Annotated in this window: 18 protein-coding genes and 1 riboswitch; of the genes, 8 read left to right on the forward strand and 10 right to left on the reverse strand. The window is 69.6% G+C overall.

The window, feature by feature from the left end:
* Nucleotides 1–157: 157 nt before the first annotated feature.
* A complete protein-coding gene (locus tag RSP_RS05055) occupies nucleotides 158–1,201 on the forward strand; it encodes a cytochrome-c peroxidase (RefSeq protein WP_002719549.1) in 1,044 nt (347 codons plus the stop codon).
* A gap of 74 nt (nucleotides 1,202–1,275) precedes the next feature.
* On the opposite strand, the gene RSP_RS05060 is transcribed toward RSP_RS05055, so the two are convergent.
* The 6 genes from RSP_RS05060 to RSP_RS05085 all read right to left on the reverse strand — a co-directional run bounded on the left by RSP_RS05060 (nucleotide 1,276) and on the right by RSP_RS05085 (nucleotide 7,856).
* Nucleotides 1,276–2,277 carry a GNAT family N-acetyltransferase gene (locus RSP_RS05060; RefSeq protein ID WP_011337458.1) on the reverse strand — a complete coding sequence of 334 codons (1,002 nt, stop codon included), beginning with the start codon at nucleotides 2,275–2,277 and terminating at the stop codon, nucleotides 1,276–1,278.
* A gap of 291 nt (nucleotides 2,278–2,568) precedes the next feature.
* A complete protein-coding gene (locus RSP_RS05065) occupies nucleotides 2,569–3,588 on the reverse strand; it encodes an extracellular solute-binding protein (RefSeq protein ID WP_011337459.1) in 1,020 nt (339 codons plus the stop codon).
* A 27-nt stretch (nucleotides 3,589–3,615) separates the two neighbouring features.
* Nucleotides 3,616–4,416, reverse strand: a complete 801-nt coding sequence (locus tag RSP_RS05070) for an ABC transporter permease (protein ID WP_011337460.1) — start codon at nucleotides 4,414–4,416, stop codon at nucleotides 3,616–3,618.
* Nucleotides 4,409–5,302, reverse strand: a complete 894-nt coding sequence (locus RSP_RS05075; RefSeq protein WP_011337461.1) for an ABC transporter permease — start codon at nucleotides 5,300–5,302, stop codon at nucleotides 4,409–4,411. The genes RSP_RS05070 and RSP_RS05075 overlap by 8 nt, the downstream gene beginning before the upstream one ends.
* A gap of 1 nt (nucleotide 5,303) precedes the next feature.
* Nucleotides 5,304–6,368 carry an ABC transporter ATP-binding protein gene (locus RSP_RS05080; protein ID WP_017140151.1) on the reverse strand — a complete coding sequence of 355 codons (1,065 nt, stop codon included), beginning with the start codon at nucleotides 6,366–6,368 and terminating at the stop codon, nucleotides 5,304–5,306.
* A 30-nt stretch (nucleotides 6,369–6,398) separates the two neighbouring features.
* Entirely contained in the window at nucleotides 6,399–7,856 is a 1,458-nt protein-coding gene (locus tag RSP_RS05085) for an amidase (protein ID WP_011337463.1), read from the reverse strand.
* 132 nt (nucleotides 7,857–7,988) lie between these two features.
* Nucleotides 7,989–8,188, forward strand: a riboswitch (cobalamin riboswitch).
* A gap of 127 nt (nucleotides 8,189–8,315) precedes the next feature.
* On the opposite strand from RSP_RS05085, the gene RSP_RS05090 reads away from it, so the two are divergent.
* The 5 genes from RSP_RS05090 to cbiZ are packed head-to-tail and all read left to right on the forward strand — an operon-like array spanning nucleotide 8,316 to nucleotide 13,389.
* Nucleotides 8,316–10,151, forward strand: a complete 1,836-nt coding sequence (locus RSP_RS05090; protein WP_011337464.1) for a TonB-dependent receptor plug domain-containing protein — start codon at nucleotides 8,316–8,318, stop codon at nucleotides 10,149–10,151.
* Nucleotides 10,138–10,998 carry an ABC transporter substrate-binding protein gene (locus RSP_RS05095; RefSeq protein ID WP_011337465.1) on the forward strand — a complete coding sequence of 287 codons (861 nt, stop codon included), beginning with the start codon at nucleotides 10,138–10,140 and terminating at the stop codon, nucleotides 10,996–10,998. Before RSP_RS05090 ends, RSP_RS05095 begins: the two co-directional genes overlap by 14 nt.
* Nucleotides 10,995–11,984 (forward strand): FecCD family ABC transporter permease, encoded by a 990-nt coding sequence (locus RSP_RS05100; protein ID WP_002719558.1) that lies wholly within the window; start codon nucleotides 10,995–10,997, stop codon nucleotides 11,982–11,984. The genes RSP_RS05095 and RSP_RS05100 overlap by 4 nt, the downstream gene beginning before the upstream one ends.
* Complete coding sequence (locus RSP_RS05105) at nucleotides 11,981–12,733, forward strand: ABC transporter ATP-binding protein (protein WP_002719559.1); 753 nt, start codon at nucleotides 11,981–11,983, stop codon at nucleotides 12,731–12,733. Before RSP_RS05100 ends, RSP_RS05105 begins: the two co-directional genes overlap by 4 nt.
* The gene (cbiZ, locus tag RSP_RS05110) at nucleotides 12,730–13,389 is read left to right on the forward strand and encodes an adenosylcobinamide amidohydrolase CbiZ (RefSeq protein ID WP_011337466.1); all 660 of its coding nucleotides are present in this window, start codon (nucleotides 12,730–12,732) and stop codon (nucleotides 13,387–13,389) included. Before RSP_RS05105 ends, cbiZ begins: the two co-directional genes overlap by 4 nt.
* 144 nt (nucleotides 13,390–13,533) lie before the next feature.
* Here cbiZ and RSP_RS05115 read toward each other — a convergent pair whose 3' ends face one another.
* Nucleotides 13,534–15,261 (reverse strand): response regulator, encoded by a 1,728-nt coding sequence (locus RSP_RS05115; RefSeq protein WP_011840784.1) that lies wholly within the window; start codon nucleotides 15,259–15,261, stop codon nucleotides 13,534–13,536.
* Between the two features lie 49 nt (nucleotides 15,262–15,310).
* Nucleotides 15,311–15,631 (reverse strand): DUF6476 family protein, encoded by a 321-nt coding sequence (locus RSP_RS05120; RefSeq protein WP_002719562.1) that lies wholly within the window; start codon nucleotides 15,629–15,631, stop codon nucleotides 15,311–15,313.
* Here RSP_RS05120 and RSP_RS05125 point away from each other — a divergent pair.
* Together RSP_RS05125 and rpoH are read left to right on the forward strand one after the other, a co-directional pair.
* Nucleotides 15,630–16,679 carry an RluA family pseudouridine synthase gene (locus RSP_RS05125; protein ID WP_011337469.1) on the forward strand — a complete coding sequence of 350 codons (1,050 nt, stop codon included), beginning with the start codon at nucleotides 15,630–15,632 and terminating at the stop codon, nucleotides 16,677–16,679. The genes RSP_RS05120 and RSP_RS05125 overlap by 2 nt on opposite strands.
* A gap of 160 nt (nucleotides 16,680–16,839) precedes the next feature.
* Nucleotides 16,840–17,736: an RNA polymerase sigma factor RpoH gene (gene rpoH, locus RSP_RS05130; protein WP_002719564.1), complete on the forward strand. Its 897-nt coding sequence runs from the start codon at nucleotides 16,840–16,842 to the stop codon at nucleotides 17,734–17,736.
* Nucleotides 17,737–18,293: 557 nt separating this feature from the next.
* Here the strand turns inward: rpoH and RSP_RS05135 are convergent.
* On the reverse strand, nucleotides 18,294–19,109 hold the full coding sequence (locus tag RSP_RS05135) for a class I SAM-dependent methyltransferase (RefSeq protein WP_002719565.1): 816 nt from the start codon (nucleotides 19,107–19,109) through the stop codon (nucleotides 18,294–18,296).
* A gap of 69 nt (nucleotides 19,110–19,178) precedes the next feature.
* Entirely contained in the window at nucleotides 19,179–20,999 is a 1,821-nt protein-coding gene (locus tag RSP_RS05140; RefSeq protein WP_011337471.1) for a M3 family oligoendopeptidase, read from the reverse strand.
* Nucleotides 21,000–21,108 lie beyond the last annotated feature (109 nt).

A 21,108-nucleotide genomic window follows, 5' to 3' on the forward strand; every position in this document is an offset into this window, starting at 1 on the left:
CATCCCTTGGGTCGCGCGACTTGTCGCCGGGAACCGCGCTCCGCGCAAGCCTGGTCGCCGCCGAACTGGCAGATTAGAATTGATCTAAGTCAAAGGTATCGGGTTGGAATCGTTCTAGCCTCCGGTCAATGCGTATCGATTGCACAGGAGACCGACCATGCGCCTGACCCTCACCGTCCTGATCGCGACGACGGCCCTCGCCGGCGCGGCTCAGGCCGACGCCCTCCGGGACAAGGCTCTGGGATATTTTGCCCCGCTGCCCTCGACGGTTCCGGCCGTGAAGGACAACCGCATCACCCCGGAGAAGATCGAGCTCGGCAAGGCGCTCTTCTTCGATCCGCGTCTGTCGGCCTCGGGCGTCTTCTCCTGCTATTCCTGCCACAACCTCACCACGGGCGGCGACGACAACCTCGAGACCTCGATCGGCCACGGCTGGCAGAAGGGGCCGCGGAACGCGCCCACCGTGCTCAATGCGGTGCTGAACGAGGCGCAGTTCTGGGACGGGCGGGCCGACGACCTGAAGGCGCAGGCCAAGGGGCCGGTGCAGGCGGGCGTCGAGATGGCGAACACGCCCGGGCAGGTCGAGGTGACGCTGAAATCCCTGCCGCAATATGTCGACTGGTTCGCCGCCGCCTTCCCGGGCGAGCCGGAGCCCACCAGCTTCGACAACATGGCCAAGGCCATCGAGGCCTTCGAGGCGACGCTCATCACGCCTGCGCCCTTCGACGCCTTCCTGAACGGCGACGATGCGGCCCTGACCGAGGATCAGCGGGCGGGACTCGATCTCTTCATCGACAAGGGCTGCTCGACCTGCCACTCGGGCGTGAACGTGGGCGGGCACGGCTACTATCCGTTCGGCCTGATCGAGAAGCCCGGCGCGGACATCCTGCCCGAGGGCGACAAGGGCCGTTTCGCGGTGACGGCCACGGTGGACGACGAATATGTCTTCCGGGCGGCGCCGCTGCGCAACGTGGCGGTCACGGCGCCCTACTTCCACTCGGGCAAGGTGTGGGACCTGAAGACCGCCGTCACGATCATGGCCGAGAGCCAGCTCGGCGAGACGATGAGCGATCAGGAGGTGGGGCAGGTCGTGGCCTTCCTCGAGAGCCTCACGGGGACCATGCCGCCGGTCACGCTGCCGGTGCTGCCGGCCGAGACGGCAGGCACGCCGCGCCCCACGGCCGAGATCCGGGTCGAGTGACCGGACGTCCCGTCTGAAGGGCAAGGGCGGTCCCGCGGGGCCGCCCTTTCTCTCTACGCGGATCTGGTCTGCCGTCAGGGGCGGCGGAGCCGGCTCAGGGCCTTCGAGAGCGCCGCCGTCGCCCGGTAGGTGCGGGTGCTGCCGCAGACGACGTAGCGCGGATGGACGGTGCCGCCGAAGCCGGTGAAGAACACCCGGTTGCCGCGGGTGTAGAGGCCGTCGAAATCGAAGATCAGCCCCATCCGGTTGGCATGGCGGATCGCTTCCCAGAGGAGGAGGCTCGTCGCGCCGTGATCCTCGCCCCGCGAGCGGGTGGCGAGCAGATAGTAGCAGGAGGTCGCGTCCCAGATGGTGAAGATCGCCGCTGCAAGGCCGCCATCCGGTCCCGTGGCCGAGAGGATGCGCCCGCGGCCGCGCTCGAGCGCCGCGGTGCAGACGCGCACGATCTCGTCCGTCTCGTAGTAGCTCTCGTGGCCGGCCTCATCCACATTGCGCCGGTAGCAGGCGGCGAAGTCGCGCGGGTCGAGCGTGTCGCTCACGCAGTGCTTCTCCTGCGCGCGGCGGATGATGTTGCGGGTCTTGTCGCGCATCCCGGCCCAGATCGCCTGCTCGCAGCCGGGCGCGATCTCGAAGGTGAAGTTGACCAGCATGTGCAGCCCGGCCTCGGCATGGACCATCGTGTCGGTCACGCCCCGGTGCATCCGCATGTAGAGATTGCCGGTCGGCGGCAGCTGTTCGTGCAGCTCGCGCACGATCTGCGCCTCCTTCAGCGCGCGGTTGGCCCGGGCGCCGGGGCCCGGCGCCACCGCCGGCCCGAGGAAATGCGCGAATTTCGGCATCTCGCAGGAGGTCTGGCCGAAGGGCTTGCGCAGGATCATGTAGGGCAGCCGGCCCACGATGCGGTTGTCGGCCCGCACCAGCGTCTCCGACCAGCCGTCCGGGGCGGAGGCGTCGAGCCACCAGGCCTCGTGGAAGATGGTGGGTGCGAGCGGGTCGTGAAGGCCGCTCGCGGCGCCCGCAGGAGCGGGGCGCGGAACGGGCTTCGCCCGGGCGTTCTTGAAAATGCTCAGATCCATAAATCTCGTCCCGTTATAAAATGACGGCAATCTCTAGGGGCGATCTTACACATCTTCCGCGGGAGGCCGGACGGGAAAGCCGGTCTCCTGATCGTTATTACGTGGAATTGGGAGGGTCTGTGACGGACCGATCACGCCGCCGCTCCCCCGCCCGGAGGTGGGGTGCAGAGGGGTGCTGCGTCCTAGGGAGTAGGGCATATGGCCGCAGGGAGCAGGGCTCAGCCCTCCTGATGCGCGGGCCGGCGCCCCGGCACGAATCGATCCGGCGGGGGCAGGCCCCGCCGGTCAGGGTCACTTCTGAAGCTCGGTCCAGATCGCGGTGATATATTCCTGCGCCTTCGGGCTGCAGGCCGGCAGGAAGATGCCCTTGTCGGCGAACTCGGGCGGGATCACCACCTCGGGGGCGGTCTTCATGTCCTCGGGCAGGAAGTCCGCCGCGCCGGCGACACCCGGCGAGTAGCGCGCGAAGGCCGAGATCATGGCGGCATTCTCGGGCTCGAGGATGAAGTTCAGGAACTTGTAGGCCTCTTCCACATTCTTCGCATCCCGCAGCAGGGCCACGGAATCCATGAAGGTGATGAAGCCCTCCTTGGGGTAGCCATAGGCCACGTCCGGGTTGGCCAGCCGCGCCCGCATCGACGAGCCCGACCAGTTGACCGAGGCCGCCCAGTCGTTGTTCGACAGTTTCTCCGTCGCGCCGTAATCCATCGAGATCCAGTCGGGCTTGGCCGCGATCAGCAGGTCGCGCGCCTTCTTCAGCACCTCGAGATCCTCCGAGCAGGGCTCGCCGCCCGCATACATCGTGGCCAGCGCCACCACGTCGTTCATCTCGGGCACGACATTGACCTTGCCCTTCAGCTCGTCCGGCACCTCCAGCCAGACCGCCGAGGTGTTGATGTCGCCCTTGTAGACGGCCGTATTCACCGAGATCGCGGTCGTGCCCCACCGCCACGGCACCGAATACGCGCGGCCGGGATCCCAGGCCACGTCCGCCCATTCGGGGGCGATGTTGGCGTGGTTCGGGATCTTCGAGAGGTCGAGCTCGGTCAGAAGGCCCTTGTCGCGGAAGATGCCCACATAGTTGGCCGAGGGCACCACGAGGTCGAAGCCGTGGCCCCCCGCCTCGATCTTGGCCAGCGCCGTGTCGTTGCTGTCGTAATCGGTGACCGTGACCTTGATGCCGGTCTCCTTCTCGAACTTCGCGAGCAGCTCGGCGCTCGTGTAGTTGCCCCAGTTGTAGAGGTTCAGCTCCGCCGCCCCCGCGAGGCTGGTCGAGGCGAGCAGCAGGGCTGCGGCTGCGAGATGTCTCATCGGTCTCTCCTTGTTGGAAGCGCGGGTTCACTCCCGCTTTCGGGTCAGTAGGAAGAAGACGGTCAGCAGCGCCACGGTGAGGCCGAGGAGGGCGGTCGAGATCGCATTGACCTCGGGCGTGATCGCCCGGCGCATCTGGCCCAGCATGTAGGTGGGCAGCGTATCCTGCCCGGCGGATTTCACGAATTCGGTGATGACCACATCGTCGAGCGAGATGACGAAGGCCAGCATCGCGCCCGCCACGATGCCCGGCGCCATCAGCGGCAGGGTGACATGGCGGAAGGTCTGCCAAGGATTGGCATAGAGATCCGCCGCCGCCGTCTCGAGGCTGAGGTCCATCCCCTCGAGCCGGGCCCGGATCGGCAGATAGGCGAAGGGGATGCAGAAGGCGGAATGGGCGAGGATCAGATAGCCGAGCCCCGAATAGCCGGTGGCGACCTTGACGGTCGCGAAGACGATGAGGAGGGCCACGGCGGTCACGATCTCGGGCACCATCAGCGGCTGGTTGATCGCCACATAGATGAAGGTCTGGCCGCGGAAGGCGCCCCGCCTCGTGGTGCCGAGGGCCGCCATGGTGGCCGCCGACGTGGCGATGACCGAGGCGCTCGCGGCGATGACGAGCGAGCGCGCGGTGGCCGCCTGCACCTCCCGGTTGGCCCAGGCGGCCTCGTACCAGCGGAACGAGAAGCCGCCCCAGATCGAGATGGCATTGGCATCGTTGAAGGAATAGGCCACCAGAGTGAAGATCGGCGCGTAGAGCGCGAGGAAGGCCAAGCCCGCCACGAAGGTCACGCCGGGCAGGCTCGTCACGTCGAAGCTCTTACCCATGGCCGGTCCCCCGGCCCGCGGCGCGGACATAGACCAGAAGCGCCACCATCACGATGGCCAGAAGCAGCATCGAGAGCGCGGCGCCGAGCGGCCAGTTGCGGCCCTGTCCGAACTGCAGCTCGATGAAATTGCCGATCATCATGTTCTTGCCGCCGCCCAGCACCCGCGGCGTGACATAGGCGCCGAGCGAGGGGACGAAGACGAGGATCGAGCCCGCGACGATCCCGGGCTTCACCAGCGGCAGGATGATCCGCCGCAGCACCTGCCAGCGGCTCGCATAGAGGTCGTAAGCCGCCTCGAGCAGTCGCATGTCGAACCGGTCGATCGCGGCGAAGAGCGGCAGCACCATGAGCGGCAGGTAGACATAGGCCATCCCGATCAGCACCGCCGTGTCGGTATAGAGGATCTGGATCGGCCGCTCGATCAGGCCCGCACGGATCATCAGCGTGTTCAGGATGCCCTCGTTGCGGATCACCTCGTTGATGGCGAAGGTGCGGATCAGCAGGTTGGTCCAGAACGGGATGGTGATGAGGAAGAGCCAGAGCGCCCGCCGGTTCGGCGGCCGGGTCGCGATGAACCAGGCGGTGGGAAAGCCCACGGCGAAGGTGATGGCCGTCGTCATCAGGGACAGTTTCACCGAGCGCCAGAAGATCGCGAGGTGGGCGTCGGCGAGCGTCACTTCGTCCGAGAAGATGTCGCGGGTGAAGAGCACCTCGAACCAGGCCTCGGTCGAGAAGGTCCAGATCACGCCGCCATACTGGCCCTTCACGAGAAAGCTGTAGACCAGCACCACCAGCAGCGGCCCCGACGCGGCAAGGAGGAGGATCACGAGGGCCGGGGCCGACAGAAGCCAGCCCGTCCGCGCGCGCTTGGTCTTTGCCCCCATGTCAGTCCCCCAGCAGCTGCACGGCGCCCGGTGCAAAGCGCAGGCCCGCGGGCTGGCCGGGGGCGAGCCCCGGATCGCCCGAGGCGCTGCTCTGCAGGCGCGCCACCACCTCGGTCCCGTCGGCGAGGGCCAAGTGGCAGTGGGTGTCGGTTCCGAAATAGACCAGATCGCGGATCGTGGCGGGCAGGGCGCCCGGCTCGTCGGGGGCCACGAGGCGCACCTGCTCGGGGCGCACGGCGACCGTCACCCGCCCCTCGGGCCCGCCTTCGACCGCGAGCTCTCCGCCCGCATCGAGCGTGACCCGCCCGCCCGCATGGCGCGCCGGCAGGAAATTCGTCTCGCCGATGAAGCTCGCCACGAAGCGGTTGGCCGGGCGCGTGTAGATCTCGCGCGGCGGGCCGATCTGCAGGATCCGGCCCGCGCTCATCACCCCGATCCGGTCCGACATGGTCAGCGCCTCCTCCTGATCGTGGGTCACGAAGACGAAGGTGATGCCCGTCTCGTGCTGGAGCCGCTTCAGCTCGATCTGCATCTCCTTGCGAAGCTTCAGATCGAGCGCCGAGAGCGGCTCGTCGAGCAGGAGCACCCGCGGCTGCGGCGCGAGCGCCCGGGCCAGCGCCACCCGCTGCTGCTGCCCGCCCGACAGCTGCGCCACCTTGCGCTGCGCCAGCGCCTTGAGCCGGACGAGCGCCAGCATCCGCGCCGTCACCGTCTCGATCTCGGCGCGCGGCTTGCCCTGCATCCGGAGGCCGAAGCCCACGTTCTCGGCCACCGTCAGATGCGGAAACAGCGCGTAGCTCTGGAAGACCGTGTTGATCGGCCGGCGGTTCGGCGGCAGGGCGGTGATGTCGCGCCCGTCGAGCAGGATCGCGCCGGAGGTCGGCGCCTCGAACCCCGCGATCAGCCGCAGAAGCGTGGTCTTGCCGCAGCCCGAGGGGCCGAGCAGGGTGAAGAACTCGCTCCGCCGGATCCCCACCGAGACATCGTCCAGCGCGCGGACGGCCACCTCTCCCTGTCCGAAGGCCTTGACGACATGGCGGGCTTCGACGGCATCGGGTTCGCTCAAGGACGGCCTCCCATCGGGTGTGGCTTGAGGTTAGGCGGCGCCCGGGCGCGAAATCAACGGCGCGCGCAGCCTTTCGACCAAAGGGGCAGGCCTGCGCCCGATCCACGGCGCCGCCCGCTCGATTTCTGCGCAGAGCGCGATCAGCTCCTCATCGGCGCCGAAGCGGGCCGCGAGATGGACGCCGATCGGCAGGCCCCCGGCGCTCATGCCGAGGGGCAGCGAGGCCGCGGGCTGGCCCGAGGCGTTGAAGACGGCGGTGAAGGGGGAATAGGCGAAGACGCCCTCCGTCCCGTGCGCGAACCGGCCGACGCGCGCCGGCGGTTCGGCCAGAGTGGCCGACAGGAGGATGTCGATGCCCTCTCCCGTCTCCGGGTCGAAGACCGCGGCCATCTGGCGGCCGAAGGCATGGATCTGGCCCACCGCCTCGAGATAGCGCTCGCCCGGGATCTCGGCCGCGCGCCGCATCGCGCCGAGCGAGACCGGCTCGACCAGCCCCTCGGGCGCGCGGCCCTTCAGCGCCTTGCGGATGCCGAGCGCCGTGCCGCAGGCCACGATGTCGGTCCAGGCCTCCATCATCATCGCCACATCGGCGCGGGGCAGGCAGGGGCTGACCGTATGGCCCAGGCTCTCGAGCAGCCGTCCCGCCGCCTCGACCGCGGCCCGCACCTCCGGGTGGATGGGCGCGCCGGTGAAGGTCGTGTCGCAGATCCCCACGCGCAGCCGCCGCGGCGGGCGGCCGATCGCATCCGCATGGCCGCGCAGGAGCGGCGGCGCCCAGTAGGGCGCGCCGGGATCGGCGCCCGCGCAGGCGTCGAGCATGTGGGCCGTGTCGCGGACCGACCGGGTGAGGAATCCGTCGATGGCCATGCCCGCCCAGCCCTCGCCCGCATAGGGGCCGTCAGGCAGGCGCGCGCGGGTGGGCTTCATCCCGAAGAGCCCGCAGGAGGAGGCGGGGATGCGGACCGATCCGCCCCCGTCCGAGCCATGCGCCATGGCCACGATGCCCGCGGCCACCGCCGCGCCCGCACCGCCCGAGGAGCCGCCCGACGTATGCTCGAGGTTCCACGGGTTGCGGGTGGGCCCGCCGTAGACGGCCGATTCCGTGGCAGGCCCGATGCCGCCCTCGGGCGAGGTGGTCCGCCCGAAGGTCACGACGCCCGTGGCCCGGATCCGCTCGAAGATCGCCGAATCGCGCGGATAGCGCGTATCCGCCAGCAGCCGCGAGCCGTTGTGCGAGGGGAAGTCCACCGCCTCGCATCCGAGATCCTTGAGCAGGAAGGGCACGCCGCGGAAGGGCCCGTGCGGCAGGCCCCGAGCGATGCTCCGCCGCGCGGTCTCCTCCTGCACCAGCACGACGGCATTGAGCGCAGGGTTGACAGCCGCAACCGCGTCGAGGGCCGCATCGAGAAGCTCCTCGGGCGATGTGTCGCGGCGGGCCACGAGGGCCGCGAGCCCGGTGGCATCCTCGGCGCCGAAGCTGCGGAACATGTCTTTCCTCCTGCTTTTTTCCCCTCATGCTACGGTGGAGAGTCGCATCCGGTCCAGTCCTTTTTTCGCGGCTTTCCGCAAGGGGCGGCCAACCCGCCGCGGCACCGCCGCTTGACAGGGCCGTCACTTGTCATATTGAGGAACGGCTTCGGTTCCGGCGTGATGGCCGGATGAAAAGGGAACGCGGTGCGGGGAGATCTCCCCAACTCCGCGGCTGCCCCCGCAACTGTAGGCGGCGAGCGACGACCGACGGCGCCACTGGGATGTCCCGGGAAGGCCGGTCCGAGCTGCGACCCGCAAGTCAGGAGACCTGCCGGAGCGATCACCCTTTCCTGCGCGCGGGGCGCGTGCGGGAGGCGGACCATCCGCTTCAGGTGACGGTCACCGTCGGCGGAGGGGCATACCCTTTCCAAGGACATTGCAGGTCGGATCCGGGGGTCGCCCGGACGGAAGGGACAGATGAAGAAGACAGCCGCCTCGCTCCTCACCCTCATGGCCGCAGCCCCGCTGCAGGCTCAGGACATCGCTCTCGACGAGATCCTCGTCTCGCCGAGTCTCGTCGCCACCGAAACCAGCCGCACCGGCGCCACGGTGGATGTGGTCACCGCCGAGGACATGCAGGCCACGGGCGAGATCTCGGTGAGCGACCTGCTCGCGCGCCTGCCGGGCGTGTCCTACACGCGGAACGGCGGGCTCGGCGCCACGACGACGCTCCGGATCCGCGGGCTGGGCAGCGCCTATCAGGCGGTGCGGATCGACGGCATCGACGTGGCGGACGCGTCCGGAACCAAATCCGAGTTCGACTTCGGCTCGCTCACCGCCGGCGGCATCGACCGGATCGAGGTGCTGCGCGGGTCGCAATCCGCGATCTACGGCTCGGAAGCCGTGGCGGGCGTCATCGACATCGCCACCTACCGGCCGCGCGATCCGGGCGTCAGCGGGCAGCTGTCGCTCGAGGGCGGCAGCAACCGCACCTTCACCGGCGGCCTCTCCACAGGCCTTCTGACCGAGCGCGGCGAGCTGGCCTTCAGCGTGGCCCGCACCGTCTCGGACGGGATCTCGCAGGCCGCCTCGGGCACCGAGCGCGACGGGTTCGATACCACCTTCTACGCCCTCTCCGGTGCCTACGACCTGACCGAGGACCTGCGGATCGGGGCCGCCTTCATCGCGCGCGACTCCGATCTCGACATCGACGGCCCCGGCGCGGGCGGGATCGTCGACACGGACGACCGGGCGCTCAGCCGGCTGAGAGGCGGCAGGATCTTTGCGGATCTCACCCTCGGCCAGGTGCAGAGCGTGCTCGCCTATGCCGCTACCGACACGCGCCGGGAATATCCCGGCGGCTATATCGAAGTCTACGAGGGCGAACGGCGCGCGCTCTCCTACCTCGGGACGGTCGAGGTGGGGCTGGCGAGCCTCTCGTTCGGGGCTGAGCGCACGAAGGAGAGCTTCAGCAGCGACACGGATGAGGGCGATCTCACCACCGACTCCGTCTTCGGCGAGGCGCGCCTCGCGCTCTCGCCCGATCTCGATCTGTCGCTCGCGGCGCGTCGTGACGACCCGTCCGACTTCGACGGCAAGACCACCGGGCGCGTGGCGCTGGCCTGGCGGCTGGCCGACGACCTGATCCTGCGCGGCGTGGCCGGAACCGGCTTCCGCGCGCCGTCGCTCTACGAACGGTTCGGTCCCGAAGGATCCGACCGCCTCGGGCCGGAATCGAGCCGCAGCTACGAGCTCGGCCTCGAGAAGCGGTTCGGCAGCGGTGCGACCGTTCAGGCGACGCTCTTCAAGACCGATGTCACCGACCGCATCGTCTATCTGGACGGCGCCGACTTCTGCGCCTCGCCCTGGGGCTGCTACGATCAGCTGGACGGCGAGACGCATAGCCAGGGGATCGAGCTGTCGGCGCGCGCGCCGCTCGGGTCGGAGTGGGAGCTCTTCGGCAGCTACACCTACACCGACGCCTCCGACGAGGCGAACGGCACCGAGACCCGGGCCGTCCGCGTGCCGCGGCACGACCTCGTGCTGGGCCTCGAGGGGCAGATCGCCGACCGCACCCGCGGGATCCTCACGGTGCAGCATATCGCGGATGTGATGGATACGACCGGCTACCTGCAACCCGATGCCCCGCTCGATGACTGGACGGTGGTGAATGCGACGGTTAGCTACGATCTGAACGACCGGGCCGAGGCCTATGTCCGGGTCGAGAACCTGTTCGACGAGGAGTATCAGACGGTGCGCGGCTATGCCCAACCGGGGCGTTCGATCTTTGCGGGCCTGCGTGCGCGCTTCTAGGCGCCTCGCCCTGCTGCTGGCGGCCACGCTTGCCGCCGCCGCTCCCGCCGTGGCCGAGGCGCCGCGGCGGGTGGTGTCGATCAATCTCTGCACCGATCAGCTTGCCATGATGCTCGCGGCGCCGGGACAGCTTCTCTCGGTGTCCCATCTTGCCACCGAGCCGCAGATCTCGGCCATGGTCGAGGAGGCGCGCGCCTATCCGGCGAACCGGGGGCAGGCCGAAGAGGTGTTCCTCATGCGCCCTGATCTGGTGCTGGCAGGCACCTTCACGGCGCGGCAGACTGTCGATCTGCTGCGCAGGCTCGGGATCGAGGTGATCGAGCTGCCGCCCGCCAATGCCTTCGCCGACATTCCCGACCAGCTGCGCACGGTGGGCCGGGCGCTCGGGCGCGAGGCGCGGGCCGAAGAACTGGTGGCCGAGTTCGAGGCGGACCTCGCCCGTCTCAGGGTGGATCTGCCGCCCGTGCGGGCGGCGCTCTATTACCCGCGGGGCTATACCACGGGTTCGGGTACGCTCGCCGACGCCATCCTGCGCCATACCGGCTTTTCCAATGTCGCGGCCGAGCTCGGGCTCGACGGCGGGGGCGACCTTCCGCTCGAGCGGCTGGTGATGGCGCAGCCCCAGATGATCGTGACCTCCTCGCCCTATCCCGGCGCCTCGCGGGCCGAGGAACTTCTGGACCATCCCGCGCTGCAGGCGGTGCGCGAGGAAGCGGGCTCGGTCGAAGTGTCCGACGGCGGCTGGATCTGCGGCACGCCCGCCGTGCTGCAGGCGCTCGAGGTGATGGGCGCGGCGCGGCGGAGCCTCGCCGAAGTCCGGCTGACGGAACTGGACGGGCCGCGGTGAGATATTCCCTCCTTCTTCTGGCGCTGGCGCTTCTGGTGGCCCTGCTGTTCCTTCTGTCGCTCCTCGTGGGCCCTGCGGCACTCGGCTTAGGCGAGTCGCTCCAGGCCCTCGTCACGGGTCAGGGCGAGGCGGTCGTGCTGGTGATGCGCGAGATCCGCCTGCCGCGTGCGATCCTCGGGCTGACGGTGGGGGCGGTGCTGGGAATCTCGGGGGCGGCGATGCAGGGGTTCCTGAGAAATCCGCTTGCAGAACCGGGGCTTGTGGGCGTGTCTTCATCCGCCGCTCTGGGCGCGGTCATCGCGCTCCAGACCGGGCTCGCCGCAAGCTTCACGCTGGCGCTGCCGCTTGCGGCGCTGGCGGGCGCGGCGATCTCGGTGCTTCTGATCCTCGGCCTTGCGGGGCCGCGCGGCGGAGCGCTCGCGCTGATCCTCGCCGGGGTCGCCATCTCGGCGCTGGCCGCGGCGGGCGTGGCGCTGATCCTCAACCTCTCGCCCAATCCCTTCGCCGCGATGGAGATCGTCTTCTGGATGATGGGCTCGCTCGCCGACCGGTCGATGACCCATGTGGCGCTGGCGCTGCCCTTCATGCTGGCGGGCTCGGCGCTGCTTCTGACGCTCGGCCGCGGGCTCGATGCGCTCACGCTCGGCGAGGATGCGGCCGAGGCGCTGGGCGTGCGGCTCGGCCGGGTGCGCCTGCTGCTGATCCTCGGCACGGCGCTTTCGGTGGGGGCGGCGGTCGCGGTGGCGGGAGCGGTGGGCTTCGTGGGGCTCGTGGTGCCCCATATCCTGCGGCCGCTGGTGGGGGCGCGCCCGTCGCGGCTGCTGCCCGCCGCGGCGCTGGGGGGCGCGGCCATGCTGCTCGCGGCCGATGTCGCGGTGCGGGTCATCGCGCCCGACCGGGATCTCAAGCTCGGGGTGCTGACGGCGATCGTGGGCTCGCCCTTCTTCCTCCATCTCATCTGGCGGATGCGGAGGGTGGAGGCATGAGCCTGCTCGCGCTCGACAATCTGACCGTGCGCCGGGGCGACTGTCCGGTGGTGGATCATGTCACCTTCACGGTGGAGCCGGGCGAGGTGCTGGGCCTGATCGGGCCGAACGGGGCGGGCAAGACCTCGCTTCTGCGCGCGGCGATGGGCCTTCTGCCCTCGGCGGGCAAGAGCAGCCTCGCGGGCCTTGCGCCCCGGGCGCGGGCGCGGGCGGCGGCCTTCCTGCCGCAGGCGCGCGAGATCGCCTGGCCGGTGGATGTCGAGACGCTGGTGATGCTGGGCCGCGTTCCCCATGCCGGGCGCCGCGTCACCGCCGCCGACCGCGAGGCGGTCACGCGCGCGCTCGACCGGATGGGGCTGGCGGGCTACCGCCACCGCATCGCGACGGCCCTGTCGGGCGGCGAGCAGGCGCGGGTGCTGATCGCGCGCACGCTGGCGCAGGAGGCGCCGCTCCTTCTTGCCGACGAACCGGTGGCGGGGCTCGATCCCGAAAGCCAGATCCGCACGATGCAGGTGTTCCAGAGCCTTGCGGCGGAGGGACGCGCGGTGGTGGCCTCGATCCACGATCTGGGCCTTGCCGCGCGGCACTGCACGCGGCTTCTCCTGATCGCGCGCGGGCGACTGGTGGCGGACGGGCCGCCCGGCGTCGTGCTGACCGCGGCCAATCTGGCCGAGGTCTTCGGGGTGCGCGCCTATTACGCCGACACGCCCGACGGGCCGGTGTTCCAGCCCTTGGGCGTCACCCGGTGATCGAGGTCGCGCTGGAGCGGCCGTGGCTCGTGGCGCGCCTGCCCGGGCCGATGCGGGTGCTGAGCTGGGCGCCGCACCGTCCGGGACTGGTGATCGCGGATCGGGTCGTCTGGCGGGAGGTGCGCGATGCGGAGCTCGCGCCGGGCTTCGATGCCGAGCGCTGGCTGGCCGCCGAGATGGCGGGGCGCGATCTGGGGGCGGCGGTGGGGATGCTCACCTCGCGCACGCTCGACCGGCATCATCTGGCGGAGGCTTCGGCCGAGGGGCTTCGCGCCGCCTGTCTGGCGACCGTCGGGCTCGGCAATGCCGAGGCGGTGGGGCGGAGGCTGGTGCCTGAGCGGGCGCTCGGCACGATCAACCTCCTTGTGGCGGTCGAGGCGGAGCTGTCGGAGGCGGCGCAGCTCGAGGCCCTGTCGATTGCCGTCGAGGCGCGGACGGCTTCGGTGCTGGAGGCGGGGCTCGTCCTGCCCACGGGCCGCGCCACCGGCACCGGCACCGACTGCGTGGCGCTCGCCTGCCATCCGGGTGCGGGCCGCTACGCGGGCCTCCACACGGCGGCAGGAGAGGCGATCGGCGCTGCCGTCTGCGCAGCGGTGGGTCTGGGGAGCCGGATCTGGATGCAGGAGCGCCGCGCGCAAGCCGGCCGGGCGGGCTGAGACCTCCTGTGAGGGTCGCGGGACAATGGGTTGACATGGAACCAGTATCCCGGGACCGAGACGGCTCTCGGCTCTCGGCTCTCGGCTCTCGGCTCTCGGCTCTCGGCTCTCGGCTCTCGGCTCTCGGCTCTCGGCTCTCGGCTCTCAGCTCTCGTCGGGATGCGCGAGTCCCAGCACGCGGCTGAGTTCGGCCGACATCCGGTCGGGGGTGACGGGCTTGGCCACATAGCCGGTGAGGCCCGCGCCGAGATACATGTCGCGCTGTTCCTCGGTCGCATCGGCGGTCATGGCCACGACCGGCAGGCTCGCCGCGGGGCCGGGCATCGCCCGGATCCGCCGCAGGGTCTCGAGCCCGTCCATGCCGGGCATGTTCATGTCGAGCAGCACCAGATCCACCGGCTCGCGTTCGAGGAGGGCCAGCGCCTCGGGCCCGCTCTGGGCCTCGATCGTGCGGACGCCGAAGAGCTGGAGATAGGCGGCCGCGACCAGCCGGTTCGTGGATATGTCATCGACCACGAGGACGCGCCGTCCGCCGAGCCGGTGTTCGGCCCGCGGTGCGGCGGGCGCGGAGGCGGGCGCCTCGACGGTCTGGAGCGCGATGGTCAGCGCGAACCGCGCGCCCGGCCCCGGCTGCGCCAGAAGCCGCAGATCGCCGCCCATCTGCCGCGCGAGCGCCCGGCTGATCGAGAGGCCGAGCCCGTTGCCCGCAAGGCGCCCGTTGCCCGTGGGCATGAACGGATCGAAGATGGCTTCCGCCTCTTCCCGAAGGATCCCGTCGCCCGTGTCGCTCACCTCGATGCGGAGAAGCGGGCGCGGCCCCGCGCCCTCGATCCGGGCCTCGACCCGGATGCGGCCCTCCTGCGTGTGCTTCAGCGCGTTCGACAGGAGGTTCGACAGGCACTGGCGCAGGCGCTGCGGATCGAGCCGCGCGCGCTTCGGCAGATCGCCCAGCACGAGCTCGAGCGCCACGCCCGTCTCCTCGACCAGAGGGCGGAACAGCTCGACGCTGGCCACGATCTCCTCGCGCGGCGAGACGGTCTGCGGCCGCACCGGCATCCGGCCCTGCTGGACCGCCGACATGTCGAGGATGTCGTCGAGCATCGTCGAAAGCCCCTCGGCCGAGCGGATCAGCACGCCCAGACGGTCGCGGCTGACCGGATCGGACGCGCCCCGCAGTTCGGCATGGCCGATGCCGAGGATCGCATTGAGGGGCGTGCGCAGCTCGTGGCTCATCTGCGCGAGGAACCGGTCCTTCGTCGCATTGGCCGCGAGCGCCTCGGCCCGCCCGGCGGCCGCCTCGCGATGCAGCCGGTAGGTCATGAGGATGGCCGCCAGCGAATAGGCCAGCGCCACCAGCGCGCAGAGGGTGGTGAGCCCCAGCGCCGCAAGATCGTGCCGCGGCAGCCAGTAGAGCGTGTTCGAGGCCAGCGTGAAGAGCGCGATGGCGCTGCCGCCCGCCAGTCCCATCGGCAGGTGGATCGACCGCACCGTCGCCACATGCATCATCGAGCAGACCATGAACCCGATGGCGAAGGCCTTCACATAGGGGTTCTCGAGATGCCACATCAGCGCGGGCGGCGTCACGAAGGCGCACTGGAGCAGGAAGGCGGAGAGGATGTAGGCGGGGTGGCGCCACCTTTCGGTGATCCGCGCCGGGCAGGCGTCGAGGTGGTTCGTGACGATCTCGCCCAGGGCCGAGAGCAGGACGCAGGTCCAGACGATCCAGCCCGGCAGGAAGAGCATCGAGACGGCGAAGGCCAGCGCCATGGCGGGGAAGCGCACGAAGGCCTCGCGCCGCAGGATCGCGGCCTGACGGGCGACCTCCTGCTGGAGGGCCGCGGGCGGAAGGGGGGCGAGCCAGGGCGGGCGCATGGGCAAATCCGGCAGGGGGAGAGGCGGGGGCCGGTGGCCCCGGCCGGCATCAGGGCTGCGCGGGAGCGAGCTTCACCTCCTGGCGCAGGCGGCCGTCGCGCTCGAAGATCAGGATCCGGCCGTCCTCCGTCACCACGCCCAGCCAGTCGCGCCCCTGGGTGAAGGCCTCGGCGCGGGTGCCCTCCGGCAGCGCGAGGCTCTCGGGCAGCGCGAGGTCGGCGGTGGCGAGGCTCGTGGGCATACGGGTGACAATCACCGAAACCACCGTTATGACGCCCACGATCAGGGTCAGCATCAGCACGATGACCAGCCCCTTGAGAAACCTGAGGCTGGGCGGGAGCCGCCCTTCCGGTTGCGGAGCCTGCTGCATGGCCATCCTTCCGCCCCACGGGGGCAAACTGAGCATCACGATCGGAGAGGATCCTCCCGACCGTCTTGATAAGGCGCTCGTGCGCGAGGCGCCAGAGGAGGCCGCGCTGTCGCGCTCGCGGCTGATGAAGCTGATTGGCGAGGGCGCGGTGCGGCTCGAGGGCGCGCCCGTGACGGATCCGAAGGCGAAGGTCGCCGAGGGGCAGGTCTACGAGATCGCGCTCGATGCGCCGGCCGAGGTGGAGGCCCGCCCCGAGGCGATCCCGCTCTCGGTCGTGTGGGAGGACGAAGACCTCATCGTCATCGACAAGCCGGTGGGGATGGTGGTCCATCCCGCGCCCGGTCAGTGGACGGGGACGCTGGTCAATGCGCTTCTCCACCATTGCGGCGAGAGCCTCTCGGGCATCGGCGGGGAGAAGCGCCCCGGCATCGTCCACCGGATCGACAAGGACACGTCGGGGCTTCTCGTGGTGGCCAAGACCGACCGCGCGCATCAGGGCCTTGCGGCGCAGTTCGAGGCGCATACGGTCGAGCGGCGCTATCTCGCGCTGGTGCATGGCGTGCCCGAGGTCTCGGACCCGCGGCTGCGCGGCGTGCGCGGCACGAGCTTCGAGCCGGGCGGCGTGCTGCGGATCGCCACCGGCCTCGCCCGCCACCGCACCGACCGGCAACGGCAGGCGGTCACCTTCGAGGGCGGGCGTCATGCCGTGACCCGGGCGCGGCTGCTCGAGCGGTTCGGCATGCCGTCGGTGCTGGCGCTCGTCGAATGCCGGCTCGAGACGGGGCGCACGCACCAGATCCGGGTGCATATGGCCCATGCGGGCCACGGGCTGATCGGCGACCAGACCTATGGCGGCAGGCGCAAGCTCTCGCCGAAGGCACTGGGGGCCGAGGCCGCGGCGGCGGCGGAAGCCTTCCCCCGGCAGGCGCTCCATGCGGCGAGCCTCGGCTTCCGCCATCCGGTGAGCGGCGAGGAGCTGAGCTTCGAGAGCCCCTTGCCCGCGGATATGGCGAGCCTCCTGTCTCTCCTGCCGCGGATGCAAGGGTAACGCCGGATTACATTCGCGTGAAATTCCGCAACAAATCTGGCATCGCGACGGTTCCTTGAACATCTCTCGTTAAAACGTCCATGGTAGCGCTGACGTCGCTGCCGGACGGAACGGAACGTGCGTCGCCGGAACGCCGGCAGACGTCAGAGGGGGTCAACGAATGAGCACTTACACCAGCCTTCCCGCTCCGAGTCCCGAACAGGGCCTCAACCGCTACATGCAGGAAATCCGCAAGTTCCCCCTGCTGGAGCCCGAAGAGGAATACATGCTGGCCAAGCGCTGGGTCGACCATCAGGACAATCGGGCCGCGCACAAGCTGGTCACCTCGCACCTGCGCCTCGCGGCCAAGATCGCCATGGGCTACCGGGGCTACGGCCTGCCGCAGGCCGAGGTGATCTCCGAGGCGAACGTGGGCCTGATGCAGGCGGTGAAGCGCTTCGACCCCGAGAAGGGCTTCCGGCTGGCCACCTATGCGATGTGGTGGATCCGCGCCTCGATCCAGGAATATATCCTGCGGTCCTGGAGCCTCGTGAAGCTCGGCACCACCTCGGCGCAGAAGAAGCTGTTCTTCAACCTGCGCAAGGCCAAGGCCAAGCTCGGCGCGCTCGAGGAGGGCGACCTGCGGCCCGAGAACGTGGCCCAGATCGCCAAGGATCTCGGCGTGTCCGAGACCGAGGTCATCGACATGAACCGCCGCCTGTCGGGGTCGGACGCGTCGCTGAACGCGACCATCGGCTCGGACGGCGAGGGCTCGACCCAGTGGCAGGACTGGCTCGAGGATGAAGACAGCGACCAGGCGGCGGATTATGCCGAGCGCGACGAGCTCGAGATCCGGCGCGAGCTTCTGGCGCAGTCGATGTCGGTCCTGAACGACCGCGAGAAGGACATTCTCGTGCAGCGCCGCCTGACCGACGATCCGGTGACGCTCGAGGAGCTGTCCGAGGGCTACGGCGTCAGCCGCGAGCGGATCCGCCAGATCGAGGTCCGCGCCTTCGAGAAGCTTCAGGCCAAGATGCGCGAGCTGGCGCGGTCGAAGGGCATGACGATCCCCGCCTGACGCGGGCGATGTATCGGAGCAAAGGCCGGGCACCCGCCCGGCCTTTGCTTTGGCGCGGCTTCCGTTCGCGAACCCGGGGGAGTCGGGTACGTTTTTGCTCCTGGACCCGAGGGATTTGGGCGCACCTTCCGCGGCGGACCCGGCGACGTTGCGTCTTTCCTGCGCTCCACCTTCTGGACCAGACAGCCGGCCCCCTAGGTGTGTCACGGAGGCCGCGTCTCACAGAGGCAGGGTCTTCCGGGGACTCTTCCGTTACAAGCGGGGTCTTCCGGGGCCGTCCCCACAGGCGGCTCCTGCCGGAAGGCTGTCTTGCCCATAGGCGGGGCCCTAAGGGCTCGCGGATGACTTCTGTCTTGATATGGTGCGGCCATCCTCGGTGGGAGACCGATACGCGGTCGAGCGACACGGCTCTGTAAGGTCCGGGCCGCCGAGGAGGCAGCCCCCGGCAGGGTCGGCACGGTGTCGTTCCGGGCCGACGAGGAGGCAGTCCCCGGCAGGTGGGCGGCTTGTGTCGGTCCGGGGTGCCGGCGAGGAAGCTCCGGCAGGCGCTCCCGGTGTCAGTCCGGGGCGCCGAGAAGGAAGCTCACCTGCAGGCTCGCGTTCAGCCGGTTGAAGGCGGCGCGGTCCTTCAGATCCGCCGCGATCAGACGCTCGGAGACGCGACGGCCCAGCTCGGGATGAAGGGCGCCCAGCACCAGCGCGGCCTTGCCCAGACGGAAGGGCGCCACGCAGTTGATGAGGTAGAACCGCTCGGCGAGCTCGGCCTTCAGCTCTTCGGTCACCGGATGATCGGGCAGGCTCTCGGCCCGGAAGGGCCGGTCGATGGTCCGCACGAGCCGCGTCAGCGCGCCGCCGTCGGCCGGATCGGTGGTCACCACACGCCCCTCGATGGCAAGCTTCTTCAGGAGCCGGTCGAGAAACGGGCCGCGGTCGGCCATCCTGTGCAGCACGGAATGGAGATAGATCACGTCATAGCCCGTCTCGCGGAAGGCGCCGGACATCGGATCGGCCTCGATCAGCCGCGCCGTCCGACCCTCGCCGAGCCGGACCTTCAGCGCCTCGAGCTCTGCCGGATCGGCCGAGACCGCGTGATAGGTGCGGGCCGTGTCCGCCAGCCACGGGCTCAGCGGCGAGCCCCCGCCGATCTCCAGCACCTTCTTGCCGGACAGATCGCCGAGCCACTCCTTGTGTACCTCGTAGAGCTGCGCCTCGGCCTCGGGGCCGATGGCCGAGAGGGCCCGGGTGCGGATCCGCCGCCAGAGGTCGGAGGCGACGCCCGCCCCCCGGCCGAGCGCGGTGCCGAGGGGGCCGTCGCCCGACCCTTTCGGCTTCAGCCGGTCGCTCTGGTTCTGTGGCATGGCGGAATGACCCATAAGAAAACTCCAAACGAAAATAGTGCGGGGCCAGGCCCCGCACAGGATGCTAACAATCGGTCCCGGGCGTCAATCGTCCATGGCTTCGAGCTCGTCGATGAAGCCTGCGATCATGCTCAACCCCTTGTCCCAGAAGGTCGGGTCGCTCGCATCGAGGCCGAAGGGGGCGAGAAGCTCCTTGTGATGCTTGGAGCCGCCCGCCGAGAGCATCTCGAAATACTTGTCCTGAAAGCCCGGAGTGCCCTCGGCATAGACGGCATAGAGCGCATTCACCAGCCCGTCGCCGAAGGCATAGGCATAGACGTAGAAGGGCGAATGGACGAAATGCGGAACGTAGGACCAGAAGGTCTCGTAGCCCTCCATGAACTCGAACGCATCGCCGAGGCTTTCGGCCTGCACGCTCATCCAGAGGGCATTGATGTCCTCGGGCGTGAGCTCGCCCTGCCGGCGCGCCTCGTGCAGCTTGCACTCGAAATCGTAGAAGGCGATCTGGCGCACGACCGTGTTGATCATGTCCTCGACCTTGCCGGCGAGCAGCGTCTTGCGCTCGGCCGGGGTTCTGGCCGCATCGAGGAGCCGGCGGAAGGTCAGCATCTCGCCGAAGACGCTCGCCGTCTCGGCCAGCGTGAGCGGCGTCGAGGAGAGGAGTTCGCCCTGTCCCGCCGCCAGCACCTGATGGACGCCGTGGCCGAGCTCATGCGCGAGCGTCATCACGTCGCGCGGCTTGCCGAGATAGTTCAGCATCACATAGGGATGGACGGTCGTCACGGTCGGATGGGCGAAGGCGCCGGGCGCCTTGCCGGGCTTCACGCCCGCATCGATCCAGCCCTTTTCGAAGAAGGGTTTCGCGATCTCGGCCATCCGCGGATCGAAGGCGGAATAGGCCTCCATCACCGTCGACTGCGCCTCGTCCCAGCCCACGAGCCGCGGCGTTTCGGTGGGCAGCGGGGCGTTGCGGTCCCAGACCTGCAGTTTGTCGAGGCCCAGCCATTTGGCCTTCAGCCGGTAGTAGCGGTGCGAGAGCTTGGGATAGGCCGCGACCACCGCATTGCGCAGCGCCTCGACCACTTCGGGCTCGACATGGTTCGCGAGGTGCCGGCCGTATTGCGGCGTGGGCATCTTGCGCCACCGGTCGTGGATCTCCTTCTCCTTCGCGAGCGTGTTGTGCACCCGCGCGAAGAGCTTGATGTTGCGGCCGAAGACCTCGGCCAGAGCGCGGGCGGCGGCCTCGCGGCGCGGCCGCTCGGGGTCGGTCAGCAGGTTCAGGGTGGATTCGAGGTTCAGCTCCTCGCCCTCGAGCGTGAAGGTGAGGCCCGCCATCGTCTCGTCGAAGAGACGGTTCCAGGCGGCGGCGCCGACGGTCGATTCGTCGTGGAGGAAGCGTTCCAGCTCGTCCGAAAGCTGGTGCGGGCGCATGGCGCGCATCCGGTCGAAGACGGGCTTGTAGCGGGCGAGCGCCGCGCTCTCGGCCAGACGGGCTTCGAGATGGGCATCCTCCAGCCGGTTGAACTCGAGGCTGAAGAAGACGAGCGCGGTCGTGTAGTCGGTCACCTTGTCCTGCGCGTCGGCCATGAACTTGGCGCGCTCGCTGTCCATCGTGTTCTGGTAATAGCGCAGGCCGGCGTAGGACATGAGCCGCCCGGCCACGATGTCGATCTTCTCGTAGGCTTCGATGCAGGCGAGGAGGCCCGCCGCATCGAGGCTCGCAAGCTTGCCCTCGTAGCTGGCGGCGAAGCCTGCACAGGCCTCCTTGAGCCAGGCCATGTCGTCGCGGAATTCCGGACCGTCCGGGGTGGGATAGAGGTCGCGCAGATCCCAGTCGGGCAGGTTCCCGAGGCCCCCGGCGCTGGCGTTGGCGTCGAAGACCGGGCGGGGCAGGGGCAGCGTCATGGGAACTCCTTACATTCTATGACTGGCAAGGTGGCGTGGCGGGCGCGGAAGTTCAAGCGGGGCGGGGATCTCCCGTCCGCCTTCGGGCGCTGCCGGCGCGCGTCCGGGC

Source organism: Cereibacter sphaeroides 2.4.1 (genome assembly GCF_000012905.2).
Taxonomy (GTDB): domain Bacteria; phylum Pseudomonadota; class Alphaproteobacteria; order Rhodobacterales; family Rhodobacteraceae; genus Cereibacter_A; species Cereibacter_A sphaeroides.